Source organism: Paenibacillus daejeonensis DSM 15491 (assembly GCF_000378385.1).
Classification (GTDB): Bacteria; Bacillota; Bacilli; order Paenibacillales; family Paenibacillaceae; genus Paenibacillus_D; species Paenibacillus_D daejeonensis.
On record NZ_KB899659.1, the window covers coordinates 1,113,737 to 1,128,550 of the forward strand.

Consider the following 14,814-nt stretch of genomic DNA (forward strand, 5'->3'; position numbering starts at 1 on the left):
ATTTGTCTTGCGTAGATCTATCTAGGACCCGTACAGCTTGATCAGGTGCTCTGCTACCAATTGTCCGGAGCGGGTGACAATCGGTGTGCCGCCTCCCGGGTGCGTAGTACCGCCGACAAACCACAATCCCTCGACATCCTTGGAGCGGTTGGATGGCCGCAAAAAGGTCTGACGAGCGCGATTGGAGGAAATACCATAAATCGCTCCCCGGTAGGCTGATGTGTCCCTGTGCAGATCTTCCGGCGTATAGACCTGTCTGACTGTGGCCTGCTCCAGACCTGCTACCCCCAGTCCTGTCAGCTCCGCTTCGATCCAGTTCGCGTAGGACTCCCGCTCTTGCTGCCAGGACCACTGCTGTGACAAATACGGCGCATTGGCCAGCACAAACAGGCTGCTGCCTCCCGGAGGCGCGGCCTCCGGCTCGGAAATCGCGGGATGACAGACGTAAAGAGTCGGCTGCTTCGGCGCTCGCCGTTCCCTGAAAATCGCTTGGAATTCACTGGGGTACTGATCGGGGAAAAACACCGTATGATGCAGCAACTTGGGCTGGGAGACTTGCGTCCCAACCAACATGACAAATCCCGATAACGAAGGCTCGTAAGCCTGAATGCGTGAATTGGACAGGGAAGGCCGATCTTCCTGGCGCAAGAGCTTCTCGCAGATCGTCAGGACATCACCGCCGGCAATGACAAGATCGGCCTCCAGCGGGAAGCCATCCGTCTCCACGCCTGTCGCTCTGCCGTTATGAACGATAATTCGCTCCACTTGGACGTTATATTGAATGTCAACGCCCAGCTCGCCTGCCAGCTTGGCATAGGCCTGGACGATTGCGCTAGTGCCGCCTTTCACCCCAAACACGCCAATCTCACTCTCCACATGGGACAGCATCGCAAAAATTGCAGGGGCTTCATAAGGGGAGGAGCCAACATAGGTCGCATAACGGCCAAGCATCGCCAGGGTGTTCGGATGACGGAAATAACGCCGCAGGAGACTCTGCAGCGAGGTAAAAGGACGGATCTTCATGAACGCAGCAGCCATCTGCGGGCTAACCATGTCCCGCCAGCCGAGCATTAGCTTGCCCAGAAACTGTTCCTCCGAGATCCGATACAACCTGGCTGCTTCCTGAGTGAAGCTGCGATAAGCTGCGGCATCTTCCGGACTATACATAGCAATCTGAGAAGCCATCACATCCGCGGAACGATGCAGGTCCACGACCGAGCCGTCACGAAATATATTGCGAACAGAAGGCATCAGGGGGTAGAATGATACATAATCTTCCATCCGTTTGCCTACTTCCGTAAATACCTGCTCGAACATATGCGGCATCGTAATGGTGCTCGGTCCGCGGTCAAAGCGATGACCCGCCTCCGTCACCCGCTGCAGCTTGCCCCCGGCGCATGTCTGCTGCTCCAGCACCGTAACGTTGAACCCGTGCGCTGCCAGACGAATCGCTGCGGAGAGTCCCCCCAGTCCCGCGCCGATGATAATCACTCGCTTCTTCACTGGTAGATTCTCCCTTTCCATTCATAGCCTTTGCCCCGGCCAGCTGACAGCCAGGAGGCGACCCCAATCGCAACCATACAGGCGATGCTGGCCGGCAGGAGCCAAGCCAGCCAACCAGGCTGATCTTGCATGCGATCAGTCGTGCACTTGATTGCCACTCCCAGCAGATAGGCTGCGGCAGCAGGCACCAGCCAGTCAGTGATAATTGGTGAAAGCAGAAGTGCAAGAAACGGCAGCAAATAAAGACAGGAATACAACCCAAGCACGGCGGCCAGCAATACAGGATTGCGCCCTGTTCCAGCATACATGTTCTTGCGGAAGCCATGCCACACCTCGCGGGCATCATGGTACATCCTCATATGAACAACCGGTTTTACATCAGCCAAGGTCACCGCATACCCCTGCCGCTTCACCTCACGGGCGAGTGCCATGTCATCGACCAGATTGTTTCGATTGGCAGCATGCCCCCCAATCGCCTTGTATGTACCGCTGTTGATCAGCATCCAGGCTCCATGTGCAGCAGCAAATCGGGCATCCGAAGAACCGCGTACTAATCGGATCGGCAGATGGCATCCGATGGTGAAGCCCATCATGGGGACAACGAGTCGTTCCATCCAGGTTTTCGTCAATTGGCGAGGAAACCCCGTAATCAGTCCGTCTCCTTGCTTTTGTGCCGCATGCCAAGCGGCCTCTACAGCGCCCTTCTCCATTCGGGCATCCGCATCCAGAAACAGCCACCACTTGCCTGTTGCTGCTTCGGCCAGTTGGTGACAGGCATAAGCTTTGCCAATCCAGCCTGCCGGAGGTTCTTCCCCGCGGATCAACGTGACGCGCGGGTCCCCGCCTATTGCCTCGACGGCTAAGCGGTTGGTGTCATCCTCGGAACGGTCATCCAGGACAATGACCTCGTAGCTGCCATTAGCGGGACCGGCTTCTAGTACAGATGTCAGACAGGCTCCAATATTGCGGGTCTCATTGCGGGCCGGGATCAGAATCGACAGTCGAGGCTGCTGCTCCGCTTGTGCATCGCCTGGTTTGTGCTGGGGCTGCGCCAATAGCGGCAGCTGTCTGACATTCCACAAGGCGAAGGCAAGCTGCAGGAGCAATACGCCAACTACGAGCCAAAGAATGATTTCCATGCCCGCACCTTCTTCTTCATCGTTAAGAACGCTTCACTGGTGGAGCCCCCGCTTGACAGCAGCGGCGAGAAATCGTTCGCAAGCTGCGGATCTCCGTCAATACATCGGCTGCGATGCCGCTCCAGCTGCTCGCTAAACTTTTGCTCAATCAAGGCAGTGGCTGCCTGCTTGCCCATATGGCCCCAATCATGACGAAGCGGTGTCCCTGCCAACAATGAAACCTCGGTTTTCTGGTGGTGATAAGACGAGTAGTATAACGTTACCGGCAGAACTGTGGTCTGTGGGCAACGCTCCAATACATAGCCGATGCCGGTCTGAAATCGAAGGGGGCGGTGCTCCAGATGTTGGATCTCGCCTTGAGGAAACATCCATACACACTTCCCTGCTTCCAACAGACCTTGGGCATAACGCAACGAGACGAGCATCCTCCTCGGATGACTTTTGTCGATGGAGAAGACGCCCAGCTTACGGAAAAAGCGAAAATCGCGCATTTGCTTTTCGTCCATCATAACGTAATGATCGCCGCGCGAGCAAGTTCGGAACGCATGATAGAGAACCATGCCGTCCCACCAAGAGCTATGATTGGCGATAAAAAGACAGCCGCCACTCGGCAATGCGGCATCCAGGTCCCCCTGCAAACCGACAAAATGAAAGTGGCGGCGCAGCAAATAGTGCTTGTTATAATGGAAAAACAACCGATCAAAAGGCGCAGATTTAGCAGCTTCAATCACGGCGGGCCCTCCATTCCATGACGGCAAACGCGAGGATAGCCATAATTACTGGCCCAGCAAGGGCTTCTTTCCACCCCAGCAGTCCAAACATGAGACACATCCCGCCGTAGAGTCGGTACGCCTCTCGCCGCAGTCTGCCGTTCGTTTTCTGCATCGGGAACATGAAGGAGAGCAACGCGGCCAATACGAACCAGCTGACGAAATTCTGGGTAGGAATCCCGTAATAGGAGCCCCAGGCCCCCGGATCAAGCCAAATCCAGAATTCTCTGCTGAAAGCGACGGGATCGAGTATCAAGTCAAACCAAAGCGCGTAGGTTCCGACCTCGAGCGCTCGACCGATCCGACTGGAGGCACGGCTGATCAACAGTGCGCTGCCCACCACTCCAATCCAGGCAAATCCAATCGGGATGGGCACCTCCCACGGTCCAAGGCGGAGAATATCTGTATAGTAGTAATGTCCAAAAGGAAAACCGGTTTCCGTACCCAGCCATTCGGCAAACATGGTTGTCACGCCAACAACTGCAGCGAGCGCAGTTAAGCGCCAGGGGGCCGGACGGAAGCGCTGCTGTTCGGCCCGGTGAAGCAAACTGAACGTATACAATCCAAAAAAGACAAGAAACAAACCATTGCTGAATGCCAGTGCGTCAGGCACTCTGTAGAACAACATCAACAGCAAGCCGATCAGCATCCAGAACCAGAACACCAAACGGATCGTTTTGCCAGGCATGGAGAGACGTTCTTCCGTAGGTGCAATCATGACTTCTCTCATACTAGACCGCTGCGGTTTCTTTGGTTTGTGGATCGGGAAGCGCCACGCCGTGCTTCTTGACAAGCCGCTGCAGAATACCAAGCTTGGCCAGAGCCGACACATATGCCCTTCTATGGAACACCTCGTAATGATGCGTAGCGACATCATCCAGGATGGCTTCATACATCCGCGAGGACAGCTCCACACAGAAAGCGCTCATGCGGGGGTAGCCGCTGGTGTGATTCAGACCTTCGTTGAACCACTGCCTGGCAAGCATCGTCAACTCCTGAATCATCCCTGCCCAAGCTTCGTTCGTGACGCCTCGCTCGAACTCCTCCTCCGAATACCCATGCGCGTGCATGATCTCCAGCGGGATATACCGGCGTCCCCGCCGTTGATCCTCGCCAACGTCTCTAATAATATTCACAATTTGCATGGCTTTGCCGATTCGGATGCCTGCTTCAATCACTTCTTGGTCTGGATGATCATGAAGCACCGGCAACAGCATCTCGCCTACTGTACCCGCAACCAGGTAGCAGTAGCGCTCGAATTGCTCCATCGTCTCATAACGCGTCAAGTGCGCATCCAGCCGCTGACCTTCAATTTGTCTCCAGAACGGCTCTTTGGAGATGGGAAAGGAGTCGAACAGCCAACGCAAGGCCGGCCAGATGTAATGACCTTCCGCCTGCTCCAGGTGTTCTAGCCGATAAGCCAACTCATCCAGTGTATAAGGAGACTGTTCCGGTTCATCCATGGCATCGTCAATCATCCGGCAAAAAGCATACAAGACGAAAACCGCTTCTTTGCGAGGGCTGGGCAATAAGCCGAATGCTTTGTAAAACGTCGTGGAACCATCCTTGATCTTCATCTCACATGCCTTCAATACGTTCCTTAGGCTCCTGTCCATGAGACTCTCTCCTTTGTTAAATGATCTGTGAGCAGCTTGGCTCCTTGCAGCACAATAGGCACTCCGCCGCCAGGGTGAATCGATGCACCGACACTGTACAAGCCTTTGATCGGATAAGGGACGATCTGGGGACGAAACGGCCCGGACTGGGATAACGTTGGGGCAATACCGAAGCTGCCCCCTTGGTACCAGCCTTCCGCTGCACCGTCTGCAGGTGTGCGGATGTTCATCCAGCGAATAGACGCCTTCAATCCAGGGAATGCCCGTTCTTCCGCATCAGCAATAATTCGCTCTGCCAGCATCGACGCCGATTCCCGCAGTCGCTCTCGGGCGCCCACATCTTCCTCAAGGTAAGGGACCGGAAGCGGAATCAGCACATAGAGTACAGAATGACCAGCGGGAGCGGCCTCTGGATCGGCGGCCACCGGGTTGAAAATATAATACGGAGGCAGCTCATCCGAGTCGCCAGGCGGCTTGAGCCGGGCAGCCATTTGCTCCAAACTGTGGTTCAGGGACTGCGGTAAAAAGTATTGATGCGGAATGACCGACCGGTCGGTCGGCGGTTCGCCGATAGGTCCGCCGTCGTCTGACCAGCGTTTCTCTGCTCCTATATATAACAGTATACAGCCTGAGGACGGCTTAAACGAGCGCGGTTTAGCTTTACCTGCAGGCAACAACTTTGACAGGTTTGGAAAATCACCATTGTAGATGACATGATCATAGGAATGAAACCCGTTGTTCCTCGTATGAAAGCCTTTAGCCATGGAATCTTCGATCTGAATCCCGGTTACGTCGCCGTTATCCCCTTGGTGAATCTGTACACCTTGTGCAATCAAATGCTTTTCCAGCAGCGGTACGAGTGATGCGTAGCCGCCCTTCCAATACCAAATCCCAAATTCATGTTCAGCATACGGGATAAAGCTATATAGAGAAGGTGATGCTCCAGGCAATCCCCCAATGTATAACGTCTGCAGAGAGAAAGCATCAATTGCCCGTTCGGCTTTGAAGTATCTCGCTGCCAATTGGCGCGTGCTCTGATACGCCCGTAAGCGGCCCAACAGTTTCAGATTATCGATGGAAAAGAAATCCCGTTTGCGCAAGAAGGATCGATCAAGAAATTTCGTCTTCCCTTCTGTAAACGCCGGAGCCATATCCTCCATGTACCTTCTCATGCCCTGACCGTCTCCAGGAAACAATCGCTCCAGTTCTTCTGCCATTCGATCCGGGTCACGATATTTGGTTAAACACATGCCGTCCGGATAATGAATACGGTATAAAGGATCACATTCAATCAGTTCATATTCTTCAGAACCAATGCCTACTTCGGCCAGTAACGATTGCAGCATCTCGGGAAGCAGCACTATTGTGGGTCCACGGTCAATCTGGTACATCCCACCATTGCTCTCAAATGCTAATCGCCCTCCTAATTGCGAGGAACGTTCAAACAGGTCAACCTCCCAGCCTGCTCTTGCCAGCTGCAGCGCACTCATCATGCCGCCCAGCCCACCACCGATTATCCCGGCTTTCATCGAATTCCCTCCTTCTGAAGAAGTGTTAGGGCATGCTGCCCGCTTGGTGCGAGCGTCTGATCAGCAGCCGGTGCAAAGGTCCGTCCGTCCTGTCGCATGAGCAGCTCCGAACTGATGCGCGCAGACTCCAGAATGGTCGGTAACCCGCTGCCCGGATGCGTACCTCCGCCGACGAGCCAACAATTCTCGGCATCCTCGAATCGGTTATGGGGCCTGCGGATCATCATCTGATCTACGGAGTGAGCGAGATTAAATGCTGCTCCCTTGTACACGTACATGGATTGTTGCCAATCCAGCGGAGTAATGACATGCTCTACCTCAATATCCTCTGCTATCCCTCTCATCTCTGGTTCTCGTTCTAGTCGATCAAGCATCTGTTGTCTGACCGCAGCCAATTGCTCGGGACTGCTCCAGTCTGTCTCACCTTGCAGATTGGCTACCGGCATCAGCACATAGAGTGCGGTTTTGCCTTCTGGCGCCAAGGTTGGGTCTACAGCTCCCGGATTATGTACATAAATGGAAGCATCCTCTGACAATCTGCCTTGCATCATGTCCCTCACATTACTTGCATAATCATCTGCGAACATTACTGTGTGATGCGGCATATCGATCTTGCGCTTTACCCCGAGATACAGCATATACGTAGAGCAAGAGAGCTTCATCTTCTCCAGCTTTTCAGGGCGGTATTTGCGCAGCTGCTCGGGTCGGAACAGCTTGGTTGCTGCCGTACCGAAATCGGCATTGATGACAACATGATCAGCCATCACCCGCTCGCCATTGTCCAATTCGACACCAACAGCTTTGCCTTTGCTTGTAATCACGCGGGCTGCCCCGGTGTTCAAATGAACTTCCCCATTCTGCTCCCGAACAACCTCCGCCATCGCCTCGCACATCCGGTTTACACCGCCAATCGGGTGCCACAGTCCATAAGCATGCTCAATATAGGACAACATAGTGAAGGTACCTGGACATTCCCATGGCGACATGCCGAGATATTTGGATTGAAAAGCAAAAGCATAACGCAGACGTTCATCCTTAAAATATTTGGACAGCCTGCCATACACGGTGTCTGTCAAATGCAGTCTTGGTAGCGCCTTCGCAAGATCGCCGCGGATATAATCCGTCAGTCTGGTGAAAGGGCGCTGCAGTAAAGGCATTACTCGCTCAAACTTGAGGCCTTCTTCCCGCAGATAACGCTGGTAACCGCTCCATTCCCCAGGAAATAACTGGTTCATCTGCTGTTCCATTCGGGACTTGTCACGAGTTGGTTCAAACTTCACATCGCCAAATTGCAGACGATAAAGCGGGTCTACTTCAACCATATGGAGATAATCATGCAGGGATCTTCCGACAGAACGGAACAATCCTTCGATAATTTGGGGCATCATCATAAATGTAGGTCCGCGGTCAAATAAGTATTCTCCTACCTGCAGACGAGAGGTCCGCCCGCCGACATAGCCCTGTTTTTCAAACACTTGCACGCGATAGCCTTGAGAGGACAGTAGCATTGCGGCCGCCAGACCACCAGGCCCAGCCCCGATAATAACAATGTTCTTGCTTGATCCCATTGGAGTCCTCTCCGATCCTGAAAGATTAGTCAAAAGGTTATACAATCATTATACACACATCGTTATACAGTGTAAAATACTCCATGAGCCGGCGAGAAAATGATCGATAGAATCATCAATTTGAAATTTACAATCAATTTAATTTGAAACTCAATCATTTAGGTTCTATAATGAAGATAGAAATGACGGTTGGTGGATTTAACTCGCGAATTCTAATAAGGAAGTGATTTGTGATGAACATTACCATATTCGAGTCCAATGAAGCGTTAGACAGACAAGCGGCTGAACTGATTGCCCGAACCATAACTGAACGGCCAGATGCCGTGCTTGGCCTTGCTACAGGATCAACGCCAATTGGCGTTTACCGCGCCTTGATTTCTTTATCGGCTGAGCAACGCCTTTCCTTTGCTGATGTGACGACGTATAATTTAGATGAATATGTTGGCTTGCCTCCTGCACATGATCAGAGCTACGCTTACTATATGAAACAGCATCTGTTCGATCATATTGACATTCCACTGGCTCAAACCCATCTCCCTGATGGCATGGCGCAAGACTTGGCAGCAGAATGCGTCAGGTATGATCAGATGCTGGAGAACCAACCCATTGATTTACAGCTGCTCGGGGTGGGACATAACGGACATATCGGATTTAATGAGCCTGCGGGGCAACTTGTTGGGGGAACCCATCTTGCTGAGCTAGAGCCCGCTACGCGTGCGGCCAACGCCAGATTCTTTGAACGTGAAGAACTCGTGCCCCAGCAGGCGATCACTATGGGGGTTGCTTCGATTCTAAAAGCCAAGCATATCCTGCTGGTTGCCCGTGGGGCTGACAAGGCTGAGATCATCCAGCAAGCCCTCTGTGGACCGATTACAACTGCCATTCCTGCTTCGTTGCTGCAGCTGCATGCCAATGTCACCGTCCTGTTGGACAAAGATGCCGGAAAGGATTTGATGCAACATGACTCGTCCCTACACTTGGTCCATTCATAACGTTCACCTTGTTTTGGAAGATGAAATTGTCCATGGCACGGTTCACTGCGTCGATGGTCTGATTCAGATGAACCGGACCGAAGCCGAGGCACTGCCTGCTTCCGACAGTCCGATGTCCATTGATGGCGAGAGAGGATATCTGCTTCCCGGCTTCATTGATATGCACGTACATGGGGGCTACGGAAGTGATTTTATGGACGCTAATAGCGACGCTTACGATGCTATCAGCCGCTTCCATGCTGGTCACGGTACCACGGGTATGCTGGCAACAACGATGACCGCGCCCCACTCGGATATCGAGGCGGTGCTGTCCAGCGTCGCCAGCTATCAAGCCCGTACAATGCCCTATGCTCAGCTGCTCGGCGTTCATCTCGAAGGCCCTTTCATATCGCCGAGCTGGCCCGGGGCACAGAACCCAGATTATATTGTTTCACCACAAATGAATTGGTTGAAACAGTGGGAATCGCAATTTCCGGGGCTGATTCGTCAACTGACACTCGCTCCAGAGTCGGATGCTGCCGATGAGATGATTGCATGGCTGTCTGCCCAAGGTATAATCGCAGCGGCGGGACACACCGATGCCTCCTACGAGCAGATCATCCATGCCGTCAGCCAGGGACTGACACAAGCGGTTCATACTTATAATGCCATGACACCGCTGCATCACCGCAAGCCCGGAACTGTCGGAGCCGTGCTTACCGAGGATGCCATTTGCGCAGAGCTGATAGCTGATGGACACCATGTCCATCCAGCAGCCATTCGTCTGCTTGTTCGGGCCAAGCCGGCTGAACAGCTTGTCCTCATTACGGATGCCATGTCGGCTGCCGGCCTCGGTAACGGCAGCTATGAATTGGGCGGCTTGGGCGTTGATGTCCAAGACGGCGTTGCACGTCTCCAGGAGGGCGGAAGCTTGGCAGGCAGTACATTGACTATGATTGAAGCGGTACGATTCATGCGCAAGCATACGGAGCTGACCTTGCCAGAAGTCACTAAGCTTGCCAGCCTCAATCCCGCCCGTCGACTGGGCCTTGATCGTCATACCGGCAGCATAGCTGACGGCAAGCAGGCCGATCTCGTCTGGTGCGATGAGCAATTGAACGTTCGCCAGACCTGGATTAAAGGTCGAAGTGTAATCTAATATTGTTTCTTCCTCATGGGACGCCCTGCTCAAGGGCGTTTTTTTCATACCTATGCCCAAACATCAAAAAACATGCCCTCAAAAAAGGACATGTTTAGGAATCAGCTACATATATTCGGGCCCCACGCTCTTGCGCATAAGCCGCTAATGGTCCCGTCAGCGGAGCATCGGTAATGAATGCCTGTACATCTTGCAGGGAAGCAATTGAGAAGAGTGAAGTCTTCCCGACCTTTGTGTGGTCGAATACAGCGTACGTTTCTTGCGCCCGCGTCATTAACGCTTTGGCGATTTGTGCCTCCTGCTCTGAATAGGAAGAAATGCCTCCGTCAATTGAAATGCCATCGACGCCAATGAACATCTTTCCGATATGCAGATGAGCAACCATCGCTTCGCCCAGCGGACCGCACAGTTCAAAACTGTTATGCCTCATAATGCCGCCCGTGACAACGACCTGGATCGCGCTGCCCGCCAGCTCCATTGCCACATTGACAGCATTGGTAACAACGGTGATGCCTTTGCGCGATTTGAGCAGCTTGGCCAGCAGATAATTGGTCGTGCCGCCGGACAGTCCGATGACATCGCCTTCCTCAATTAGAGCTGCTGCCTGCTCTGCAATGCGTTCTTTTTCCAGATACGATAGCCCCTTCTTCTCCTCAAAAGGCAGATCGCGGACACTATTCAAGCCATCATACATGGCACCGCCGATCGTGCGGATCAGCGGCTCCGTCTTCTCCATCATCTCAAGGTCGCGACGCGCTGTCGCTTCTGAAATTTCCAGCCGTTCTACAAGCTCTTGAATGGTTATCCGGCCTTGCTGCTTGAGCAGCAGCATAATCTCCGCACGCCGCCGCTCGCCCTTGGAAGGTTGAGAGACTGGCATCTTACCGTTCCACCCATGCATGTCCGAGCAAACGCTGCTCCACGGCTTTCCATACTGGCAGCGCTTCCCAGTCTCCTCGGCTCTGGACGACCAGGGACCCGTTAATGCTGGCCAGTTGAACGGCTTCCTTTGTGCTTTTGCCTTTGAGAATGCCAGCCAGAAAGCCTGCGCAGAAGCCATCACCAGCGCCTACTGTATCCACCACCGTATCCGCGGGGTAGAAAGGCACCTCCGTGATGCTGCCGTTTTCAACAATCAGCGTCTTTTCCCCATAGCCCTTGATGATGACTGTTGCTTGCAGCTGCTTGACGCGGTTCAGAATAGCATCCGCATCCTCGGTATCATATAGCAGCTGCAACTCATCCCAGCCTGGCAGAAAATAATCGGCCTGCTCGCTTAGCGGCAACAACACCTCACGGGCCTCCTCCACCGACCAGAGCTTGAGACGAAGATTCGGGTCAAAGCAGACCTTAACTCCTGCCTCACGGGCCGTCTTGACGGCATCCTGCACGGTCTGACGGCACGATTCGCTCAGGGCTGTCGTGATGCCAGTAACATGAAGAATCTTGCTTCCTTGTATGTAAGCGGCATCGAGATCCTGAGGCTGCATACGGCTTGCCGCAGAATTCTTGCGGTAATAATGTACTGCCACCCGTCCGGCCACCTGCTCGCGGAACATTAATCCCGTCGTTTCTCCCTCAGCTTGCCGGGAACGGGACACATCCACGCCTTCGCCACGCAGCGTTTTGGTAATCGTGGCTCCGAATGGATCATCGCCTAGCCGTCCAAACCAACCGACGGAGCAGCCCAGTCTGGCAGCGCCGATGGCGACATTGCTCTCCGCGCCGCCGAAGCCCTGCTGCAATACCGGGCTTCGCTCCAGGCTGCGGTGATCGTCAGTCGGCATGAAGAGTGCCATTGTTTCGCCAAACGTAATCAAATCCGGTGAAGCTTCTCCCATGATAAACCCTCCTAGAATAGGCTTGTCTAACTTAACGATAGACAGGATATTTCATCATGTACACAATCACTAGATACAGCACGAGCACAATAAAGCTCATGGTGCGTGCTTTGCGAATATGGCCGCTAGCGCTCTGTCCACCTTGAATAGCTACGGCAATGCGCTTCAATGGTCCGGTCATAATGCCGGCAACAGCAGCGATAGCAAGGAACAACAGAATGACCAGTACGATCCAGACTACGGCATATTCGGCTTGCGAAATCAGGTAGCCTCCGGTAAGGAAAGACAGAATCAAAAAATACTGTGCAATTCGGTTGCCGCTCACCAAGCCTTCAGACAATCCGCTCTGGCCCTCTCCCGCGAGCCGCGAAGCGCGGCCGACGAGGAATGGCAGCACCAGGTAGAAGCCAAGCCCGGCAGCACCAATCACGTGTAAAAAGATGACAAAGTTAACCATGTGAATCCTCCATTTCATTAATGACTACCCTTTAGTATACTAAAAGGCTGGACTAAACACAAAGAATCCTGGATGAAAATCAGCGAATGTCATGCTTGCACATAACCCCATGAATCGCGAAATAAGTAACCTCGGCCGGAAGTGCATCCTTGATTGGCTTCAGCTTATCTATCCCTTGCTCCTCTATGGCTTGCAGTATCAATTCTTCCTGACCCTCCGGTATGATGGATGGCCAATCCACGGCCTCTCCTTCTCCGGCAGCCCGAATGATATGACCTTCAATCGTAACCTTGCCCATACCTCGCAGCTCGGAGATCTCCTTCACGGTATGCCCCGCCTGAAACAAAGCCATGGACACCAGATGGCTTGGCTGATCTTCCGTGCCTTCGAGCGTCTCTCGCTGCGTTCTGGATGACTGATCCTTGCCCGCCGGATGGTCGGCGGCGCCGGCATGCGCGCGAATCACCTCGATGATTTCATCGCCATATTTTTGCGCTTTGGCGCTCCCCACACCTTTGATGCTAAGCAGCTCTTCATGCGACTGCGGCTTGGCATCCGCCATTTCGCGGAGTGTGGCATCAAAGAACAAAATAAACGGCGGTACATTCTCTCGTGCTGCGGCTTCCTTGCGCCAGCCACGCAGAGCTTCGAACAAGGGAGAGCTGGCAGCCGACACAGAAGTGGAAGCCCTGCGCTTGATCTCCTTGCGTTTTTGAAATACTTGCTCTTTGCCCTCCAAGACGGGCAGCGCACGAGCAGTAATGGAAACCGTCGGATAGGCACCATCACTAACACGCATATAGCCTTCGGCGACCAGCCAATACAACCATTCTGTGATCTCTTTTTCCGCCCAATCGCGGAACAAACCATAGGTTGTCAGCCGATCGAGTCCCATTTCCAGAATGCGTTTGTCGCGTGAGCCCTTCAATACCTTTGCTACCATCGTCAATCCGAAGCGCCCTTTCATCCGACCTGCGCAGGAGAGTGCTTTTTGGGCATCCGCCGTCATGTCAGTAGCCACAGTATCATCAAGACAACTGCTGCATCGTCCACAAGCCGCTACATCCGCTTCGCCGAAATATTCCACAATGTACTGCTGCAGGCAACGTTCGGTCCGGCTGTAATTCATCATGGTGTAGAGCTTGCTCATTTGAATGGCCCGTCGATCATCATCGCCTGTCCCTTGTTCAATCAGAAAACGCTGAACCTGCACGTCCTGCGGACTGAACAACAGCACGCATTCACTATCGTCCCCATCGCGACCCGCACGGCCTGCCTCCTGGTAATACGATTCGATATCACCTGGCATCTGCCAATGGATGACGAAGCGAACATTAGGCTTATCGATCCCCATGCCAAAAGCATTGGTTGCAACCATCACCCGCACGTCATCAAAGCGGAATTGTTCCTGCGCCTGCATCCGTTCCTCATCGGCAAGTCCACCGTGATATTTGGCTACTGATATGCCTTGCTTCTGCAGATCATCGCAGACCTGCTCCACTTCTTTGCGAGTGGCCGCGTAGATGATCCCTGACTGATCTGGCCGTTCCGCCAAAAAGCTGCGCACAAACCTGCGTTTGTCGACGCCGCCCGCTACAGACAATGCCAGATTGCTGCGGGCAAAGCCCGTCACAAATACATTCGGCGAACGCAGCGCCAACATTTCCGAGATGTCCCGGGCAACCTCACGAGTGGCTGTTGCCGTGAAGCCTGCTACCAGCGGACGGTCTGCCAGCCTCGAAATCCAACCAGCCAACTGTCTATAGCTCGGTCTGAAATCATGTCCCCATTGTGAAACACAGTGGGCCTCGTCTATGGCAATCAGAGGAATGGACATCTGCTCCATCAGCGAGCTGAACATGGGTGCATCCAACCGCTCAGGCGCAATATAGAGCAGCTTGTACTCTCCTTGAGCCGCACCGCGCAGGACGGTCCGGTATTCCGCAGCACCCAGCGAGCTATTGAGAAAAGCTGCCGGAATGCCTAACCGATTCAAGGCGTCCACCTGATCCTTCATCAAGGAAATCAGCGGCGAAATGACAATGGTGGTACCTTCCAGCAGTAACGCTGGAATCTGATAACAGATGGACTTGCCTCCGCCGGTCGGCAGAATTGCCAGGGTATCGCGCCCTTCAAGCAAGCCCGTGATGATATCTGCTTGCCCCGGCCGAAATTCGTCAAATCCATAGACGCGTTTCAGCAAGGCGCGAGCTTCTTCCAGCATACTTGTGTCCTCCTTCTCTAAACACTCGGAGACCCTG

13 protein-coding genes are annotated in these 14,814 nt (G+C 53.5%); 2 read left to right on the forward strand and 11 right to left on the reverse strand.

Annotation, left to right across the window (positions count from 1 at the left end):
• Positions 1 to 21 precede the first annotated feature (21 nt).
• The 7 genes from F556_RS0105545 to F556_RS0105575 are packed head-to-tail and all read right to left on the reverse strand — an operon-like array spanning position 22 to position 8,125.
• A complete protein-coding gene (locus F556_RS0105545) occupies positions 22 to 1,524 on the reverse strand; it encodes a phytoene desaturase family protein (protein WP_040715555.1) in 1,503 nt (500 codons plus the stop codon).
• Positions 1,500 to 2,642, reverse strand: coding sequence for a glycosyltransferase family 2 protein (locus F556_RS0105550; protein ID WP_020615918.1), 1,143 nt, complete (start codon positions 2,640 to 2,642; stop codon positions 1,500 to 1,502). The genes F556_RS0105545 and F556_RS0105550 overlap by 25 nt, the downstream gene beginning before the upstream one ends.
• Positions 2,618 to 3,373 carry a lysophospholipid acyltransferase family protein gene (locus F556_RS0105555; RefSeq protein ID WP_020615919.1) on the reverse strand — a complete coding sequence of 252 codons (756 nt, stop codon included), beginning with the start codon at positions 3,371 to 3,373 and terminating at the stop codon, positions 2,618 to 2,620. The genes F556_RS0105550 and F556_RS0105555 overlap by 25 nt, the downstream gene beginning before the upstream one ends.
• A complete protein-coding gene (locus tag F556_RS0105560) occupies positions 3,366 to 4,142 on the reverse strand; it encodes a carotenoid biosynthesis protein (protein ID WP_211222542.1) in 777 nt (258 codons plus the stop codon). The genes F556_RS0105555 and F556_RS0105560 overlap by 8 nt, the downstream gene beginning before the upstream one ends.
• A gap of 1 nt (position 4,143) precedes the next feature.
• Positions 4,144 to 5,028: a phytoene/squalene synthase family protein gene (locus F556_RS0105565; RefSeq protein WP_157272621.1), complete on the reverse strand. Its 885-nt coding sequence runs from the start codon at positions 5,026 to 5,028 to the stop codon at positions 4,144 to 4,146.
• Positions 5,013 to 6,557: a phytoene desaturase family protein gene (locus F556_RS0105570; RefSeq protein WP_020615922.1), complete on the reverse strand. Its 1,545-nt coding sequence runs from the start codon at positions 6,555 to 6,557 to the stop codon at positions 5,013 to 5,015. Before F556_RS0105570 ends, F556_RS0105565 begins: the two co-directional genes overlap by 16 nt.
• On the reverse strand, positions 6,554 to 8,125 hold the full coding sequence (locus F556_RS0105575) for a phytoene desaturase family protein (protein WP_020615923.1): 1,572 nt from the start codon (positions 8,123 to 8,125) through the stop codon (positions 6,554 to 6,556). The genes F556_RS0105570 and F556_RS0105575 overlap by 4 nt, the downstream gene beginning before the upstream one ends.
• A gap of 233 nt (positions 8,126 to 8,358) precedes the next feature.
• Here F556_RS0105575 and nagB point away from each other — a divergent pair, with 233 nt between their 5' ends.
• A complete protein-coding gene (gene nagB, locus F556_RS0105580; RefSeq protein ID WP_020615924.1) occupies positions 8,359 to 9,117 on the forward strand; it encodes a glucosamine-6-phosphate deaminase in 759 nt (252 codons plus the stop codon).
• The gene (gene nagA / locus F556_RS0105585) at positions 9,086 to 10,255 is read left to right on the forward strand and encodes an N-acetylglucosamine-6-phosphate deacetylase (protein ID WP_020615925.1); all 1,170 of its coding nucleotides are present in this window, start codon (positions 9,086 to 9,088) and stop codon (positions 10,253 to 10,255) included. The genes nagB and nagA overlap by 32 nt, the downstream gene beginning before the upstream one ends.
• A 94-nt stretch (positions 10,256 to 10,349) precedes the next feature.
• Here the strand turns inward: nagA and F556_RS0105590 are convergent, their stop codons facing one another.
• From F556_RS0105590 to recQ, 4 genes are all read right to left on the reverse strand, one after another.
• A complete protein-coding gene (locus tag F556_RS0105590) occupies positions 10,350 to 11,135 on the reverse strand; it encodes a DeoR/GlpR family DNA-binding transcription regulator (protein WP_020615926.1) in 786 nt (261 codons plus the stop codon).
• Position 11,136: 1 nt separating this feature from the next.
• The gene (locus tag F556_RS0105595) at positions 11,137 to 12,096 is read right to left on the reverse strand and encodes a sugar kinase (RefSeq protein WP_020615927.1); all 960 of its coding nucleotides are present in this window, start codon (positions 12,094 to 12,096) and stop codon (positions 11,137 to 11,139) included.
• A 31-nt stretch (positions 12,097 to 12,127) separates the two neighbouring features.
• The gene (locus tag F556_RS0105600; protein ID WP_020615928.1) at positions 12,128 to 12,553 is read right to left on the reverse strand and encodes a hypothetical protein; all 426 of its coding nucleotides are present in this window, start codon (positions 12,551 to 12,553) and stop codon (positions 12,128 to 12,130) included.
• Positions 12,554 to 12,632: 79 nt separating this feature from the next.
• A complete protein-coding gene (gene recQ, locus F556_RS0105605; RefSeq protein ID WP_020615929.1) occupies positions 12,633 to 14,777 on the reverse strand; it encodes a DNA helicase RecQ in 2,145 nt (714 codons plus the stop codon).
• Positions 14,778 to 14,814: the final 37 nt, after the last annotated feature.

Bases quoted from the DNA above. Each gene is read 5' to 3' on its own strand.
- F556_RS0105545 (WP_040715555.1), bottom strand. From the start codon at position 1,524: ATGGAAAGGGAGAATCTACCAGTGAAGAAGCGAGTGATTATCATCGGC.
- F556_RS0105550 (WP_020615918.1), bottom strand. From the start codon at position 2,642: ATGGAAATCATTCTTTGGCTCGTAGTTGGCGTATTGCTCCTGCAGCTT.
- F556_RS0105560 (WP_211222542.1), bottom strand. From the start codon at position 4,142: ATGAGAGAAGTCATGATTGCACCTACGGAAGAACGTCTCTCCATGCCT.
- F556_RS0105565 (WP_157272621.1), bottom strand. From the start codon at position 5,028: ATGGACAGGAGCCTAAGGAACGTATTGAAGGCATGTGAGATGAAGATC.
- F556_RS0105570 (WP_020615922.1), bottom strand. From the start codon at position 6,557: ATGAAAGCCGGGATAATCGGTGGTGGGCTGGGCGGCATGATGAGTGCG.
- F556_RS0105575 (WP_020615923.1), bottom strand. From the start codon at position 8,125: ATGGGATCAAGCAAGAACATTGTTATTATCGGGGCTGGGCCTGGTGGT.
- nagB (WP_020615924.1), top strand. From the start codon at position 8,359: ATGAACATTACCATATTCGAGTCCAATGAAGCGTTAGACAGACAAGCG.
- nagA (WP_020615925.1), top strand. From the start codon at position 9,086: ATGACTCGTCCCTACACTTGGTCCATTCATAACGTTCACCTTGTTTTG.
- F556_RS0105590 (WP_020615926.1), bottom strand. From the start codon at position 11,135: ATGCCAGTCTCTCAACCTTCCAAGGGCGAGCGGCGGCGTGCGGAGATT.
- F556_RS0105595 (WP_020615927.1), bottom strand. From the start codon at position 12,096: ATGGGAGAAGCTTCACCGGATTTGATTACGTTTGGCGAAACAATGGCA.
- F556_RS0105600 (WP_020615928.1), bottom strand. From the start codon at position 12,553: ATGGTTAACTTTGTCATCTTTTTACACGTGATTGGTGCTGCCGGGCTT.
- recQ (WP_020615929.1), bottom strand. From the start codon at position 14,777: ATGCTGGAAGAAGCTCGCGCCTTGCTGAAACGCGTCTATGGATTTGAC.